Raw genomic sequence first — 14,127 nt, forward strand, 5'->3', positions numbered from 1 at the left:
CCTTAATTAATGGTGTCGCCGAGGCGCAGCTGGCTGGCCTGACGCAGAACTTCGTCAGGATTCAGAACAGGCGCACTGCCGTTACTGCTGCTGACTGCCGGTGCAGTTGCTGAGGCCTGCTGCACGGCGGCCTGCGGAGCCTCCTGCTTCGCCTTTTCAGCTTCGGCATCCTCAATCGTTTCCAGACGGAAGCCATCCTGGAACACAACGGTGACCGCGTTGCCGGCGCCGATATCAATGACCGGGTGATACTGCTCGGCACGCTTAATCCAGTACTGGCTCAGCGTGTCAGCCGCCTTGCTGGCACCGCCACCGAAGCCCTGTTTAAAGATGTCACCCGCGCCCACCGAGGCGCTGCCACCCAGCCCGACTGTAGGTGTGGCGGCGGATTGTATTCCCTCACCGAAGCCTGACATCAGCCCGGCAGCACCGGCATATCCGACAATTACACCATTGCGCATTACCGGTTTGCCGCGAATCCCCTGTTTACCCTGGTAAGCAACATGCCCTTTAAACGGCATATCGATGTGTTTACCATTCTTCAGGATGCAGCTGATGTTTCTGGTGCGGACTTCACCACGTTCACTGGAGATGTCACCCCAGATTTCTCCGGTAACGCGGCACTGGTCCATGCTGTACGTTTTACCGTTTGGCATAGAGACATCGCCAATCAGCGTAATAACCACTGCGGCGGTGTTCTGCTGGCCGGTCACGCTCGCATTAGCGTCAGCACCTTCAATCATGACTGCCTCAGAAAAGGAGCCGGAAGGTATCCAGGGAAGCTTTGTTTTTTTCTCGGTAAGCGCAGCGTAGGTGAAGGTATCGCGGCTCAGACCGCCCGGACGCACCGTACCGGCGCCGGGATAGAAGGCCTGACCCTGCGACGGGTAAAACTGTCCGCCCTGCCCTCTGGCCGGTCCGCTGCCCGGATTGTTGATGCTCCACTGCGCCGGACCGGACTGCCCGGCGGAGACCGGTGCATTAACAGGAGTGGTTCCAGCCGCCGGTGTGGTAGCGGCAGGACCGTTTGCCGGCCGGCCCGCCTGCTGCGTCTGCAGCTGACTGATTGCGTCTGCCATCGTGTTCAGCTTCTTCTGCAGCTCCTCATTCTGGCTTTTCAGCGTGTCTGCCAGCGCACCGAGGTTGTGCTCAAGGCCGGCGGTCTTGTTCTGCTGCTGCTGCAGCGCGGAGGTGGCCACCCCTTCGGTAAAGGACGTGTTCACCAGGCTGCCGGTCATGTTCGGTGCCGCCTTCGGCGCGGGACGGTTCAGCTCCGCCTGATGGTGTGAGTACGCCCAGATGCCCCCGCCCACGGCCAGCATGACCGCGGCGGCCACGCCGGCAATCACCCACTGGCGACGGCGCGTGGCTGTGTTCATGTTGCTCATGACCCGCCCTCCGCGTCAGTGGAGAAAATCACCCATACGAAACCTTCGCCGTTTGCATAAAGGGTGCGGGTTGAGAGCATTACCGCCCGCACGCCCTTCTGCCAGAACTGTTTTTCACTCAGCGACCGCGTCACGTAGCCGGTGTTTTTCATGCGGTATCGCATCACCCGCAGGTGGGAGCCGGCAAGCTGGCGCTCAGGTGTCAGCAGCAAGCCCGGAGGCGGGGTATACGCGGGACCGCGCGAGGCCTTTACCTCGGTGTAGTTCTCCGGAACCTCGCCGCTGACAATGCTGCGCGCAACGCTTACCAGCGTTTTCTGGAAGGGCTGACTCTCCTCCCATACCTTCGCGTCCGGATTGGGCTTAAGTGGCACATCCGCCGGTATAAGGTGCAGCGTGCGGCCGTTGCCGGGCTTGGGTAACACGTCGATGGAAACGCCCACGCCGCCGGCCGTTTCCAGGAAGATAGTGAAGTCCTGCCCGGTCAGCGGCGTAATCAGCAGCGCGCCGTCGGCGGTGTTGGCTTTGGTGTAGGCATTGTCCGGCCCCGTGATGCCGGTAATCAGCTCGCCGTCGATAATGATTTTGTTAGGACTGGTATTACTCATCTGCGCCTTAAGATGCGCATTATTCTCAAACGGGGTCCCGGCCGGGCCGGGTACGGCGGCCTGCGCGGCGGCAGGCAGCAGCGCCAGCGCGCCGGCAACGGCCAGGGCGGAAAGGGTCTTTTTCATCGGTTCAGTCCTGTTGCGGGCGGCGTTCAGGTTGAGTCCAGGGCACCTCGGGGAAGGCCGTCAGGCGGATAAGGCCGTCCACGTAGTGCACGCTGAGCCGGTAGGCTTTACTGGCATCCGGAAGTGAAATATTCAGGTTGCCGTTAGTGGTGCTTGCGCTCAGCGTGCCCTGCACGGTGATGTCACCGGTGGTGGAGTCGGTGATTTCGTCATCGATGCGGAACACGGAAGAGACGCCGTTGTTTTTGATGTACTCAGCTTCGGCGGCGAGCTGCTTTTTCATATCGTCACGGTATTCAGCGGGAACGAAGCGCAGCAGGGCGGCGTGCTGGCTGTCCACGGTTTCAGGCGTGACGGAAAGGCGGAGGTTGACGAAAGAGCGCACCAGCATGCCGTTTAAGGCCGCGTCTCCGGAGGCGGAATCGGAGAGGAACGGGCGGTCAAACATCATCGGGGTAGTCAGGGTCTTCTGCTTTTTTGCAAAGTGCCACGCCAGCGCGCCGGTGACGACGTTGCTGACGGCGAGAATAAACACGAGCAGCGAAAGTGCGCACAGGGCCAGAATGATTACCCTGTTGCGCCCCTCCCGGATCTGATACTTCATAGCGTTATCCTTTTAATAAGCGCCATCCGGAGATGGCGCGCGGGTTACTGCATCCAGTGCCGGTTGCCCGAGTCGGGCACGCGGCGAAACTGCAGCCGGAGCAGCGCGGTCGGCAGGTACCAGTAAAGAAGGTTCATGAGCCACCAGGTGCCCTGCCCCTTCTTCAGGTGACGGACTAACAGCCAGAGTGCGCCGGCCACAATCAGCATCACAATGAACAGGTCGCAGAGCAGGCCGATGCCCGCGCACGCAAGGATGAGCACGGCCTCCTCTGTGGGGAGTCCGCCAAGGCGTTTCTGCTGATTGAGGGTTTCCGGGAACTGGTACTGAAGCGATTCCCTGTCCATGCGGGATTAACCGGCCAGGGCGAAGAAAGTGCGGGTGATAACGATGAGGAAAGCCAGACCGCCGACGAACAGCATCGGGTTGCGCGTTTTGATGTATCCGCCAATCGAGATGATGACTTCGGCGATGTACATTCCCCACTCAACGGTACTGCCGTGGCCGAACGTATCCTTGGCATCCTGCTTCTGCGCGGCCAGCAGGTCAGTAGCCCCGGCAAAATGTGGCAACGCAAAGAACAGCATTGCGAGAGCTATCAGGGTTACATTTGCGCGATGCCGATAAACTTTTTTAAAGGCAGTATGGGTAAGACCTTTCAGCCTTTGTTTAATGGAGAAATATTTACCAGAGAAGGGTTTCTGGTAGACATCAGACAATGCTACCGCCACGCTATCCGTTTTACCGGAAGCGAAAATCGAAGTTTGCATTATTTAATCCTTAATCCGAATCAAGCTCTAAAAAAAGGACTCACCATTTTTATAATGGCGAGAAATTCCCTGCACCGGCAACATCTGATGCAGTCTGAGAAACATTTTGGTGAATACGAATTTTCTAATTCAGGGTGGGCTTTATATATCTACCTCCTTATATACAGTAAGTTATTATCAGCGTTACAAATACACATTTAAATGAGAGGTGCGGGCGGCGAAAAATACTCAAAAACTACTCACAGTCAGTGGCAGATTCGAATCTCCGACCGGTGGCGGCCAGGTCGGAAAATGACCTGAGTGAGTCTTCAAGTCTGATTTTTGCCTCTCGTGTTTTACTTCTTCCTGAACGCTTCGAAGATTCCACCAGGAGCTGGTTAGTCTCCTCTGACAGGTGGACTAAAACTGCACCTCCTCTGATGGATTTTTCATTGGACATAAGGCGTCTCTTTCGTGAATAAAAATCAATAAATTCATGACATTAGCCGCTAAGGCTTGCTTTAACCCGTTTCGCTTACTGATTAAAAAACTTAACTAAACAACTCATAATCAACTCACCTTTGATGCGTTTATGTAAATAATTATGCATGTAATGAAAAGTATATCGAGTAGTTTTTGAGTATCTTCCTATATAGATATTGAGAATATCGAAAAAAGCTTTACTAAACAGAAAGTTACAAAGCTAAAAAAACCCTCAAAAGATAGTCATTCGTGTATCATCTTTTGTTTAACCCAAATTTTGAGTCATGGCGTTAGCTGAGTGAAACGTAACCGATGGGCGGGAGTAGACTTTGGACACATCTAATAAAAACCTCAAAAAGGTATTAGAACTTTTCGAGCGGAAAGGAATCGACAAAAGGAAGCAGGCTTCAACAATGGCTGATATCCTCGGCATTAAATATCAGAGCGCCAAACAAAAACTCGATGGTAAAAGAGGGGTTTTCTATAGCGAACTGAAAGCGGTTTATGATTATTTCCACGAATCACTAGAAGAAGTAAAACCCTATAACGGAATATTCATTGTTAATGACATGCATGTAAGGTGCAACGTTATTGTAAGTGAGGAAGAAGTTGATATTAAAGAGCCTGGCATTAACTATGCACACTTTCATAAAAATTATTATGTAGTAAATCCGACTGGCGTTAAATTCAATAAAGATATGAAGCGGGTAATAAGAATGGATTTTTTACCTGCTCCGAAACTGGCGATACTCGATAATGATAAAGAACTACTCGAACTATTAAAATCAGTATCTAACAGATACGGTATAGATGCATCGGTTTACGAGACAGCACAAGAAATGATGGAGGCGGTCGACAGGGAAGGTTATGATGGATATGTTATTGACTGGTTACTGGACTACAGCGAAAACTCTGAGGCAGTCATAAAGAAGATCCGCTCTAAAAGCGAGACAGTGCCGATCATCCTGCTCACAGGGCAACTAAATCAACATGAGCGAGAGATAGGAGAAACCATTATAGAATACGGAGTTGAACTGGTTGAAAAGCCGACTCGTGTTTTTATACTTTCATCCATATTGCTGGCAAACCTATTTTTTTAAATGGCACTAAAATGGAATTAATTAAATTAACGGCTGAACATATAAAAGAATTGTACGACATAAGGTTTTCTGTCACGGAAAACTTTGTCCATGCCCATCAGATTGAGTATCTGCAGAGAGAAGTAATTCTGGCTGACGTTGCTCAGGGTGGCGGATGGATCTGCAGAATTGAGGATAGCTATGTGGGTTATGGCCTCGGCATTCACATACCCCATGCATTGATAGGTGGTCTGTTTGTACGGCCAGAGTATCAGGGTCGAGGAATTGGGGGAGTGATACTGGAAAAAATCACTGAGTGGTTTTTTGAACAGGGAGACACTGAGATTGAACTGACCACTGACGAACACTCCTCAGCTGCTCGTTTCTATCAAGGGAGAGGCTGGCATAGTTGCGGTCATGATGAATATGGACAGTTAATCATGAAGAAAAGGAAAATGAACCAATGAAGGTGCTCACAGCGTTTTTGATCGCTCTGATATCAGCCAAAGCAGCATATGCTGACTCCTTTGTTCTGGCAGATGGCAGTAAAGAGATAAACATCTCTACTGAGGATTTACTGAAGCTACCAGTGACTTCAATCACTACAGCTACGAACTTCACGCCTAAATCTACTTTTGAAGGCGTGACCTTCACAGAGTTACTATCAAAGTACTCGATTACGGGCTCATCCCTGAGAGTCTACGCACTTGATGACTACAGTTACACGCTGCCAGTTGGGGAGCTGCTGAAATACCAGGTTATCCTGGCATACCGTAAAAACGGCCAAATGATACCGGTTTCTGACCTTGGTCCATTTGCCGTTATCTACCCAAGAGACGAGCATCCGGATCTGAACAAACTTGAATTGAATGCCAAAACTGTCTGGCAGATAAACAGGATTGAGGTTATCAAATGAAACGTAGGGTTGTTCCCGTCGCGCTTGGCTTAGTACTGACTCTTTTTTTTTCTGGTTCAGTTTTTTTTACTGTCCAGCAATTTAATGAGATTAAAAACCAGTATAAAAGTATCGAGCCAAACCTTGATAACTATTCGACGGCTGAAATCCTCTTCCTGGCATTTGAAAGAACCCGGACATCTGTTTACCAGATAGAAAACCCTTATATTTTCGAAACAAAGAAATCAATTTTTGATTCAAAAGTCAGAATCCTTAAAAACAAATCATTACGTATTAACTCTTTTTATTATGAGCCTGATTTTCTGAGTGCCCTTAAGCTTCTTGAAAAGCAAAGCGCTGAACTAAGCAGGCTTAATGAGTCCACACCGCCAATAAAAAGGAAGGATGTGCTATTAGAGCAGATGAACAAGATGCAGCACACACTTATCAATCTGCAGGAAATTATATATAGAATCCAGATAAGAAACTTCAACACAATAAAATCACTTATAGTTGATAATTCTTCTTATACTGAACTCGCGGCTCTTTCCAGCATAATACTACTCTTCACCTTAATTATTTTATTGTGGGTACATATTGCGAAGCTAAACTCAGCTATAAAAGGAAAGAACATTTTCATATCTGCAATCTATCACGAGCTATCAGGTTCTATTCAGAAAATACAATTATCTTCAGATATGATTGATGTAAGGGGGGATGTTTTAAACTCAGAAAAGTACCTTACAAAAATCACATACCACTCTAATAAACTCTATCAGCAAACGAAAGAAATACTTGAGTTTTCAAAAATTGAGATTGGTAATGTCGGTGTTAATAATGTTAGCTTCTACACTGAAGATGCATTGAAGGCGGGCTTATCTCTTTTTAATGAAAGCAATGCAAATAAAATTGATTGCGATGTATATCCGCAGAACGTTCTGATTAATGCAGACAAGCTAAAAATAATATCAATAATCCACAATATTATTGATAACGCCAATAAAAACACTCATAACGGTTTGATTAAGGTTCGATTAAGAGTAGCTCAATCTCACTTATTCCTGAGAGTCAGCGATACCGGTTGTGGGTTTGACATGCGAAAACTTAACATGCTGTACAAGCCATTCAATCAGGGTCTAGAGAGTCAAACAAGGCAAGGGCTTGGCTTGGGGCTTTCGATTGTTAAAAGCTACCTCAAAACGATGAAAGGAAGAATCAGTGCGCATTCTGAGATTGGTAAAGGTTCTACTTTCATGGTCAGAATCCCGATTAATATCGTTAACTGATTTTATGAAAATAAAATGAAGTCCGGGCTTTCCGGACTTCTTTATTACTCAACAATAAAGTGCTTACTCTCCGCTTTATCTTCCGCAGAGCTCATTCCTGTCAGATTCTGGTCAATCATCTCCTCAAGCGCCTGCGGCCCGGACTCACCGCGGATATGCAGATACATTTCCGTCAGCATAGCCATCATGATGCTGGTTCCTTCGCGCGTTCCGGCAACACGACGTATTAAGTCTCGGTTGAATCCCTCTGTATCAAACTTATTTCCTTCACCCTGATGTTTCTTGACCATCAGACCGATACCGACAAGTTCATTCACTACAGAGGAAAAGTTAACCTCGCCGTGGCTTGCGCCGTTCTGCAACTCTATCTGCACCAGTTCCTGCACTTCCCTTTCGGTTTTTTCTTTGAAGTAAATATTTCTGCGCGCCATGACAGTATTCCCTGTAAGGCAGGGTATATTTACCCGTGCCTTTGTTACTTATTTATAATTATCCTCTTTACGGAGCCAGCCTGACTGCCGCATTCGGACAAGCTCACTAAACCTGTATTATTCACCCCGGTTGAATTGTGTGTCAATCCGGCACCGTTCATTTCATCCGGCAGGTGTGTTAATCAGGCACTGCACCTCAATCCTGTGTGTGTCAATCCGGCACCATGCACACTTTTCATACGTAAATCGCACCTTAAGTTTGTGAACGATGTGTGTCAATCCGGCACTGCACCGGCTTTTGAGGTGTGTTAATCCGGCACTACAGGCCTTTTTTATGTGTGTTAATCCGGCACTGCACACTGTCATACCATGCATAACATTATGTTTTTAATCAATAGCCACAATCAGCACACACTACAGTGCCGTTTACAGTGCCGGATTAACACACAATCCAGCACTGTAATGACACACAATCCAGCACTGCATTAACACACAATCAGGCACTGTAAAGTGTGTTAATTAACACACAATTTTCATCATACCTCTAAAAATAAGCTAAAAAATAAAGTTAATCTCATGTTTTTAAACAACTAAACTGCAAGATTTCATCTTGCGTGGGGTGTGATGAAATCTTACCCCCGAAGAGCGGCTTGATAAATAAAGCTCTCCTGCTGAATTCTTTATATCCCTGACAAGGTTCGTCACCAGCCGGTCAGCGCAACGTGCGCGTCTGTAACGAATTATCTTGCAAGCAATGATCTGAGCGGGTATTTTCCACACGAACCCGCCTGGCGCTTTACGCGCACGTACGTGAGATTATCAGAATGAAAATATTTGCTGCTCTCGCGCTTGCCGCTGTATTCAGCGCGCAGGCTGCGCCGGAAATGTGTTTCACAAAAGCCGGGCAGGATTTCGGTATTGATCCGCGTCTCCTGATGGCGCATTCCATTCAGGAATCACGCATGCGTAATAATGCGCTGAATACGAAAAGCAGCGGCGGCACGCATGATGTCTGCAATATGCAGATAAACAGCTCTCACTTTAATCAGCTGAAAAATTTCGATATTACGCGGGAAAGGCTGCTGAAAGATCCGTGCATCTGCATTTATACCGGTGCGTGGATCGAGGCGCGAAATTTCAGACAGTATGGCAGAAACTGGGACAGCGTCGGGATGTACAACACCGGCCCGAGCCCGAAGCTTATCAAACAGCGTCGTGAATATGCTGCAATCATCAAGAGTATTTACCGCGTGCTCATTGCACGGGATGAGGTTTACACCGCAATGGCGAAGCAGAATAAAAAAACGCCCGCGCCTGAAAATTTCTTAGCTGCGGACGTAATGCCTGACAAAAAATAACCCCGGCATGCCGGGGTTATTTTCATGATTTGAGTTTTGCGAACTCCTCCGCCATCTTCCACAGCGCCTGATTCAGCTTTATATCGCCGTCGATGCCCTTTACCGGTCGGGTCGTGGTTCTTTTTCCTTTCGACGTTCTGCCGGGCACCCCCCCCTTAATCAGGTTCTCCTGCACGATATTAAACGCGGTCCACAGGTCGGTGCCTTTGTCATACCAGGCGCGCGGCTTAATAATACGCTCAGCTGACACCGGCGGCTCTTTGCCGTCATATTTATATTCCAGCGCCAGCTGGCCCAGCAGGCGGCGTTCTTCACTGTTAACCTGAATGGATTTCATCATGCTGATATTATTTTCCACCTTATCGAATACGCCCAGCACCTCATAAGCGCCTTCAATAACCTGCGATACAATATCCCCCTTGTGTGGCACGCTGATTTCACCAAACGATTTCCAGCACACCAGGCCATTCGTGCAGACCTGCCGGAAAATACCGGGGATCATTTTATAACTGCTGGAGCCGTCATGGCTGTTCAGTAATACGATTTCCGGCACCTCTTCGCCGCTGTTATTATTTCCCCGGCGCAGGCGGATCATGTGTTTGGTAAACTCACGTCTTTCCGGATCGCGGACGCGCGACTGGCTGGCATAAAAAGGTTCGAACCCTTCTTCACGCAGTTTATCCAGCAGGGTAATGGTAGGAATATAGGTATAACGCTCAGAGCGTGAATCATGCTTTTCGGCGGAAAATGCGCTCGGAACAATGCGCATCAGCTCATCATTATTGAGCGGGCTGTTTTTACGGATAGCAGTCGGGGCTGCATAGCGGGAAGAAAAACGGACCATAATTAATAACCTCATAAAGAAATAGTGTCAGCTGTCAAATAAAAAACTTATCTAGTGGCCAGCGATTTGCTGAATATCAGATATCTCATTTCCCTGCAGAACGCTGCAGGGTAGTGTTTTTTCATCCTCTCAGGTGCGAAAATTGCCAGTGGCAGAATGGGCTGTATTCGTTAGTCCGGGGCAGGTTTTGCTTCGCATATTTAATCAGCCCTTCATGCTCAGACCAGAACAGATCAAGCGCCGCAACATTCAGCTCACCTGTGGCTTTGTAAACGTTAGTAGTCTGGTATTCGGTATTTTCCGCATACTCTTCTTCACCAATCGGATTAGCTGAATGCACGATCCGGGTTTCATAGATTTCCGGTGCAGAGCCTGCCGCTGGAGCATAAACAAAAACCGTGATCTGCAGTTTTTCATGCGCGTTAATCAGCAGCATCTCGATTCCTGAGCGGAATTTTCCCGTATTAAAATCTGCCTCTTCGCGCGTAAAGGTTGCCGCCGTCAGATACTCCAGATTCATAGCAAAATCGCTACGCAGCGCCGCGGTGTTCACATTGAACTGCGGATGATCCTTGAAAAATAGACTGCGACGTAATGCACGACGGATAGCTTCGTAGCTGATTTCTTCTGATGGTTTTGCCGTTAAAGAAGATGATTCTTTAGATTCTGAAGCCGGGGTGTTGACGTTCAGCTTTGACATGTTGTGTCTCCCGTGTGGTTTATTCGATGTTTCTCTGAGTTCCTCGCCGTGAGGGCAGAACGGGCGCACGGGGATCAGGCTGAGCGCAGAGGGAAACGGCAAAGCCGCAGCCCGAAGGGACCGGGTGCAGCCGTTTAGCTTGCGTCCCTTGTGCGAAGGCGCCCGTGTGCCAGATTTCTGCACGGCGAGGAATTCAGGAAACGAAACAGAACGCGGGAGATGAACAGGACACAGCACCGGACGGCGGCCCTTTGCCGGTCCGGTCCTCAGCGGCCCCGATTTCGGGGCCAGTGAACGCACCGGCGACAGCCGGTTGCAGCCCTTGACCTGAGCCATCAGGCCCTATGTCCGAAACCCGAAGGGGTTCGGCGGAGCTTACCGGCTTTGCCGGTTAGCGGAGTGGGACTGACGACCCGGCAACGCCGGGGAGCCGAAGGGGGCCATGTCCCGGCCCCTGAAGTTGATGTTTAGTCAGTAAAGGCAGCAATTGCATCTGAGCCTGCATAACCGGCGACACCATCCGGACAGCAGTGAAACACCCGGCATCACTGGCAGACTACAGAGAACGCGGAGGGGGAGAGCCGGTGCGTCAGCACCGGGTTTTGCCTGGCCTGTAAGGCCTGCTGGTTTTTTTCGCGGTTCAGCACCCCGCTCATGGACAGAATGGCCGGTGTAAACCGGCCTTAGCTCCCTAGATTATGACCTTCCTGTTATAGGTCGCTTTCCAGTCCATGTAATCTGGTCCGTCACGAAGCGGTGAAAGACTGGTGAGATTTTCGGCTAAACCGTTCATGATTAGAATCCGTTCCACAGCCGCAAACCAGTCTTCATTGTTGCCAATTGGAAACCACAGATTCGAGTTGTCGCCGCTCAGCAGCGGATGATTGCAGAAGTGAACCCCCCTGCCCTGCGCTGTTATGCAGCCCGTCACGATGCAGGAGGCCCGTACCGTTTCACTCAGGGCACTGCGAGCCAGTGTTTCCGCTATATCACCCCAGCACCACTCTCCATCAGGCACCGGCAGCTCGATGCACCGTAACGAATGACCACCCGCCCGTGCGGTCAGCCTGGCAATGTCTGACACACCCGTTTCACCGTATGCACCGTTTGCCTCACAGACATAATGGCCATTGTGCCAGAAGGACTCTGCACCATTATCCAGGCGAATAAGGCAGTATTTGCCCATCACTCTGGTGATATCGTCCTGCTGAATCAGGCTGGTGAATGCTGTGGAATGTGGATGCTTAATAATCTGGCTCATGGCTGCTTCTCCACCTTACGCGCTACCTGCATCCACTGTGAAAACACCATTGCCGCTAAATGTGCCAGCTGGCCGCTGCGCATTGCGTTTACAACCGCGATGGCATGTGCGACGATTTGCATGTCAAAAATCATATATCTCTCCAGATTCTGGTTTTGATGTTGCCGGTATCTCGTAAATACCGGCGGTGAAGAAAGCAGAGGAAACTCTGCTTTTTTTACATCTGCACTTCTCTCATCAGGCAATATCCGCTTTATGCATGGCGTATCCGGCTTTGAGAATCAAAGCCAGTTCACTGCTTGCGTATCCCCATGCTGCATCGCCTATTCCGTCTGGATAGCCGTGCGCAATGTGTGCCGCCTCAATCCACGCTTTAAATGATGCCAGCGGGATCATAGGGCGCGGGCGTGACCAGTCAGTAACCGTGTTACAAACCTGTTCAGCCATATTCATCAGAGTGCCTGTGAGAAGTACAAAACGTTCTTCCTCGTTCATGCTCTCCGACTTCAATAACCTGAGATAATCCAGGCTCTGAGCCAGAGCCGGATCAAGGCCGTTGATGTTTTGCCCTTCAGCCCAGGTTTCGGTGGTTTTGGTTGCGGCGGTTTTGACGTTCTGTGTGTTCATGCTGGTTCTCCTCTGATGGTTACTAAAACCCTGTTTCGGTTGGTATGGAGCGGCGAAGGGCATAAGTAGCACCGGCAGACGGGCGAACACGGGGCGTCACCGCAGGCCGCAGCGCAAGCGAGCCGTCTTTGTGGCGAGTGCGAACGGGCGAGGAACGGCGAAGCGTACCCCTAGTGGGCGAACGGATGACTGTGCTACGAAAAGCCCTCCGCTCCGTACCAGCCGGAAAAGGGTGACAGCACAGGGATGAGCATGAACACAGTCGTCACGACGGAACGGCGTGACGCCCTTAAAGGGCGCAGCGCGCCCGGTTGAAGCACCGGCGACAGCCGGTTGCAGCTTTTGACCTCAGCCATCAGGCCCTATGTCCGAAACCCGAAGGGGTTCGGCGGAGCTTACCGGCAAAGCCGGTTAGCGCAGTAGGACTGACGACCCGGCAAAGCCGGGGAGCCGAAGGGGGCCATGACTCCGTGCCGTTTTCAGTTCAGTGCTGTAATCTCCCTGGCTCATACCGCTACCGCCCTGAACATCAGCTTGTTTGGTACCATCCAGCGTTCCAGCTCCTGCGTCATCGCGGTCGATTCCTCTGACAGGAACCCGGCCTCAGCCCCCAGTCTCCATAACGGCTGGCCTGCCATTTCCCAGCGCTCCAGAGATTTCAGTGAAGGGAATCTCTCACTCCACCTATAAAACATGATCTCCAGCTCGGTATGATGCAGTTGCGAGTCAGACCAGCGTGATATCCAGCTGCTGACACTGGCTGGCGTGTGGAATGCCAGGTCAATCTCAGCCTGCCCTTTTACCGCCTGATGAATCCGCGTTTTCTCCTCTCTCTCCCGGCGATACTGGCGGGAATACTTCTCATCGCGCAGCTCCGTTTTTCGCCGCTGCCGCTCGGTGCCCTGAAAACGCCATCCCGGAAACAGATCGTGAACATCATAACTGCTCAGCGGATGCGGACAGTCCTCACCTGAACTGGCAATCATCCGGTCAATCGCTGCCAGCCATGACTGTCTGTTACCCCTGAATTCGGCCTCAAGCATTGAGGGACGGAAAAAGCGGATTTCTTTCAGGGTTACCCGCCTGCTGCCCCTGAGAAGGCGGAAAAAGGCGTGTGCATACGGATAGTCTGCACAGTACACGTTACGTTCATGCCTGTTTTCAACGAAGGCGATGGCCTGCATCGCTGCACGGCGTGCAGGTGAAAGCGGAACCAGTGAACGGCTGACCGGGATCATGCGAACTCTCCTTCTGCCAGATATTCCGCTATGCCGGCTGCGCAGTGTTCCAGCAGGGATGCCTGCGCCGCTGCGGCGATCAGGTCGCTGATGCGCTGCGTGTCGAACGGCGTCAGCCTGAGCACCTCGCGCACGCAGTTACCGTCAGCTGACATGAGTACAATCAGCCACTCCCCGGACACGTCTCCCGGGCTGCATACGCAGAGACTGAACGCCTCTCCGGGCGGCGTGTAGCGCAGCTGAACCGGAAAGAATCCGCCAAATTCGCCACGGTATTCCCCGTTGACATTCCAGCCCGCTGGTACGTGCAGCAGCTGCGCGACAGCGCTGGTCAGAATATGGCGATCGTGCTCGCCTCTTTCGCGCCACTCCTCAAATTCGCAGGGGTGCATTCCGGTCAGCACGGTCAGGTTCAGAGCATTGTTATTTTTCATGTTTGTCTCCATGCCG

General features: G+C 50.7%; 19 protein-coding genes. 5 read left to right on the forward strand and 14 right to left on the reverse strand.

Going from position 1 to position 14,127, the window contains the following annotated elements; translation table 11 throughout:
- Window positions 1–2 precede the first annotated feature (2 nt).
- The 6 genes from traB to ACXKZD_RS20875 all read right to left on the reverse strand — a co-directional run bounded on the left by traB (window position 3) and on the right by ACXKZD_RS20875 (window position 3,935).
- Window positions 3–1,388, reverse strand: a complete 1,386-nt coding sequence (gene traB / locus ACXKZD_RS20850; RefSeq protein WP_488982192.1) for an F-type conjugal transfer pilus assembly protein TraB — start codon at window positions 1,386–1,388, stop codon at window positions 3–5.
- Window positions 1,385–2,122 (reverse strand): F-type conjugal transfer protein TraK, encoded by a 738-nt coding sequence (gene traK, locus ACXKZD_RS20855; RefSeq protein WP_425028034.1) that lies wholly within the window; start codon window positions 2,120–2,122, stop codon window positions 1,385–1,387. Before traK ends, traB begins: the two co-directional genes overlap by 4 nt.
- A 4-nt stretch (window positions 2,123–2,126) precedes the next feature.
- Window positions 2,127–2,726 carry a TraE/TraK family type IV conjugative transfer system protein gene (locus ACXKZD_RS20860; RefSeq protein WP_488982193.1) on the reverse strand — a complete coding sequence of 200 codons (600 nt, stop codon included), beginning with the start codon at window positions 2,724–2,726 and terminating at the stop codon, window positions 2,127–2,129.
- Between the two features lie 44 nt (window positions 2,727–2,770).
- The gene (gene traL, locus ACXKZD_RS20865; protein WP_488982194.1) at window positions 2,771–3,073 is read right to left on the reverse strand and encodes a type IV conjugative transfer system protein TraL; all 303 of its coding nucleotides are present in this window, start codon (window positions 3,071–3,073) and stop codon (window positions 2,771–2,773) included.
- 6 nt (window positions 3,074–3,079) lie between these two features.
- Window positions 3,080–3,496 carry a type IV conjugative transfer system pilin TraA gene (locus ACXKZD_RS20870; RefSeq protein WP_488982195.1) on the reverse strand — a complete coding sequence of 139 codons (417 nt, stop codon included), beginning with the start codon at window positions 3,494–3,496 and terminating at the stop codon, window positions 3,080–3,082.
- 235 nt (window positions 3,497–3,731) lie between these two features.
- The gene (locus ACXKZD_RS20875; protein ID WP_488982196.1) at window positions 3,732–3,935 is read right to left on the reverse strand and encodes a TraY domain-containing protein; all 204 of its coding nucleotides are present in this window, start codon (window positions 3,933–3,935) and stop codon (window positions 3,732–3,734) included.
- 352 nt (window positions 3,936–4,287) lie between these two features.
- Here ACXKZD_RS20875 and ACXKZD_RS20880 point away from each other — a divergent pair, with 352 nt between their 5' ends.
- The 4 genes from ACXKZD_RS20880 to ACXKZD_RS20895 are packed head-to-tail and all read left to right on the forward strand — an operon-like array spanning window position 4,288 to window position 7,218.
- Window positions 4,288–5,058, forward strand: a complete 771-nt coding sequence (locus ACXKZD_RS20880) for a helix-turn-helix domain-containing protein (RefSeq protein WP_488982197.1) — start codon at window positions 4,288–4,290, stop codon at window positions 5,056–5,058.
- A gap of 11 nt (window positions 5,059–5,069) precedes the next feature.
- Complete coding sequence (locus ACXKZD_RS20885; RefSeq protein WP_488982198.1) at window positions 5,070–5,504, forward strand: GNAT family N-acetyltransferase; 435 nt, start codon at window positions 5,070–5,072, stop codon at window positions 5,502–5,504.
- Window positions 5,501–5,953 (forward strand): putative pterin-binding protein, encoded by a 453-nt coding sequence (locus ACXKZD_RS20890; RefSeq protein WP_488982199.1) that lies wholly within the window; start codon window positions 5,501–5,503, stop codon window positions 5,951–5,953. The genes ACXKZD_RS20885 and ACXKZD_RS20890 overlap by 4 nt, the downstream gene beginning before the upstream one ends.
- On the forward strand, window positions 5,950–7,218 hold the full coding sequence (locus ACXKZD_RS20895) for a sensor histidine kinase (RefSeq protein WP_488982200.1): 1,269 nt from the start codon (window positions 5,950–5,952) through the stop codon (window positions 7,216–7,218). Before ACXKZD_RS20890 ends, ACXKZD_RS20895 begins: the two co-directional genes overlap by 4 nt.
- 44 nt (window positions 7,219–7,262) lie before the next feature.
- On the opposite strand, the gene ACXKZD_RS20900 is transcribed toward ACXKZD_RS20895, so the two are convergent.
- Complete coding sequence (locus ACXKZD_RS20900; RefSeq protein WP_488982201.1) at window positions 7,263–7,649, reverse strand: relaxosome protein TraM; 387 nt, start codon at window positions 7,647–7,649, stop codon at window positions 7,263–7,265.
- 824 nt (window positions 7,650–8,473) lie between these two features.
- On the opposite strand from ACXKZD_RS20900, the gene ACXKZD_RS20905 reads away from it, so the two are divergent.
- Window positions 8,474–9,007 (forward strand): lytic transglycosylase domain-containing protein, encoded by a 534-nt coding sequence (locus ACXKZD_RS20905; RefSeq protein WP_033781193.1) that lies wholly within the window; start codon window positions 8,474–8,476, stop codon window positions 9,005–9,007.
- Between the two features lie 22 nt (window positions 9,008–9,029).
- On the opposite strand, the gene ACXKZD_RS20910 is transcribed toward ACXKZD_RS20905, so the two are convergent.
- The 7 genes from ACXKZD_RS20910 to psiB all read right to left on the reverse strand — a co-directional run bounded on the left by ACXKZD_RS20910 (window position 9,030) and on the right by psiB (window position 14,111).
- Entirely contained in the window at window positions 9,030–9,851 is an 822-nt protein-coding gene (locus tag ACXKZD_RS20910) for a DUF932 domain-containing protein (RefSeq protein ID WP_488982202.1), read from the reverse strand.
- A gap of 121 nt (window positions 9,852–9,972) precedes the next feature.
- Complete coding sequence (locus ACXKZD_RS20915; RefSeq protein ID WP_033774313.1) at window positions 9,973–10,551, reverse strand: hypothetical protein; 579 nt, start codon at window positions 10,549–10,551, stop codon at window positions 9,973–9,975.
- Window positions 10,552–11,242: 691 nt separating this feature from the next.
- The gene (locus ACXKZD_RS20920) at window positions 11,243–11,812 is read right to left on the reverse strand and encodes a hypothetical protein (protein ID WP_105399926.1); all 570 of its coding nucleotides are present in this window, start codon (window positions 11,810–11,812) and stop codon (window positions 11,243–11,245) included.
- Window positions 11,809–11,946, reverse strand: coding sequence for a succinate dehydrogenase flavoprotein subunit (locus tag ACXKZD_RS20925; protein WP_105399925.1), 138 nt, complete (start codon window positions 11,944–11,946; stop codon window positions 11,809–11,811). The genes ACXKZD_RS20920 and ACXKZD_RS20925 overlap by 4 nt, the downstream gene beginning before the upstream one ends.
- Window positions 11,947–12,049: 103 nt before the next feature.
- A complete protein-coding gene (locus ACXKZD_RS20930) occupies window positions 12,050–12,439 on the reverse strand; it encodes a hypothetical protein (protein ID WP_488982203.1) in 390 nt (129 codons plus the stop codon).
- A gap of 506 nt (window positions 12,440–12,945) precedes the next feature.
- Window positions 12,946–13,677: a plasmid SOS inhibition protein A gene (locus tag ACXKZD_RS20935; protein WP_488982204.1), complete on the reverse strand. Its 732-nt coding sequence runs from the start codon at window positions 13,675–13,677 to the stop codon at window positions 12,946–12,948.
- Entirely contained in the window at window positions 13,674–14,111 is a 438-nt protein-coding gene (psiB, locus tag ACXKZD_RS20940; RefSeq protein WP_488982205.1) for a conjugation system SOS inhibitor PsiB, read from the reverse strand. Before psiB ends, ACXKZD_RS20935 begins: the two co-directional genes overlap by 4 nt.
- Window positions 14,112–14,127: the final 16 nt, after the last annotated feature.

Source organism: Pantoea sp. ABR1s, assembly GCF_057812235.1.

Bases quoted from the DNA above. Each gene is read 5' to 3' on its own strand.
- traB (WP_488982192.1), bottom strand. From the start codon at position 1,388: ATGAGCAACATGAACACAGCCACGCGCCGTCGCCAGTGGGTGATTGCC.
- traK (WP_425028034.1), bottom strand. From the start codon at position 2,122: ATGAAAAAGACCCTTTCCGCCCTGGCCGTTGCCGGCGCGCTGGCGCTG.
- ACXKZD_RS20860 (WP_488982193.1), bottom strand. From the start codon at position 2,726: ATGAAGTATCAGATCCGGGAGGGGCGCAACAGGGTAATCATTCTGGCC.
- traL (WP_488982194.1), bottom strand. From the start codon at position 3,073: ATGGACAGGGAATCGCTTCAGTACCAGTTCCCGGAAACCCTCAATCAG.
- ACXKZD_RS20870 (WP_488982195.1), bottom strand. From the start codon at position 3,496: ATGCAAACTTCGATTTTCGCTTCCGGTAAAACGGATAGCGTGGCGGTA.
- ACXKZD_RS20875 (WP_488982196.1), bottom strand. From the start codon at position 3,935: ATGTCCAATGAAAAATCCATCAGAGGAGGTGCAGTTTTAGTCCACCTG.
- ACXKZD_RS20885 (WP_488982198.1), top strand. From the start codon at position 5,070: ATGGAATTAATTAAATTAACGGCTGAACATATAAAAGAATTGTACGAC.
- ACXKZD_RS20890 (WP_488982199.1), top strand. From the start codon at position 5,501: ATGAAGGTGCTCACAGCGTTTTTGATCGCTCTGATATCAGCCAAAGCA.
- ACXKZD_RS20895 (WP_488982200.1), top strand. From the start codon at position 5,950: ATGAAACGTAGGGTTGTTCCCGTCGCGCTTGGCTTAGTACTGACTCTT.
- ACXKZD_RS20900 (WP_488982201.1), bottom strand. From the start codon at position 7,649: ATGGCGCGCAGAAATATTTACTTCAAAGAAAAAACCGAAAGGGAAGTG.
- ACXKZD_RS20905 (WP_033781193.1), top strand. From the start codon at position 8,474: ATGAAAATATTTGCTGCTCTCGCGCTTGCCGCTGTATTCAGCGCGCAG.
- ACXKZD_RS20910 (WP_488982202.1), bottom strand. From the start codon at position 9,851: ATGGTCCGTTTTTCTTCCCGCTATGCAGCCCCGACTGCTATCCGTAAA.
- ACXKZD_RS20915 (WP_033774313.1), bottom strand. From the start codon at position 10,551: ATGTCAAAGCTGAACGTCAACACCCCGGCTTCAGAATCTAAAGAATCA.
- ACXKZD_RS20920 (WP_105399926.1), bottom strand. From the start codon at position 11,812: ATGAGCCAGATTATTAAGCATCCACATTCCACAGCATTCACCAGCCTG.
- ACXKZD_RS20925 (WP_105399925.1), bottom strand. From the start codon at position 11,946: ATGATTTTTGACATGCAAATCGTCGCACATGCCATCGCGGTTGTAAAC.
- ACXKZD_RS20930 (WP_488982203.1), bottom strand. From the start codon at position 12,439: ATGAACACACAGAACGTCAAAACCGCCGCAACCAAAACCACCGAAACC.
- ACXKZD_RS20935 (WP_488982204.1), bottom strand. From the start codon at position 13,677: ATGATCCCGGTCAGCCGTTCACTGGTTCCGCTTTCACCTGCACGCCGT.
- psiB (WP_488982205.1), bottom strand. From the start codon at position 14,111: ATGAAAAATAACAATGCTCTGAACCTGACCGTGCTGACCGGAATGCAC.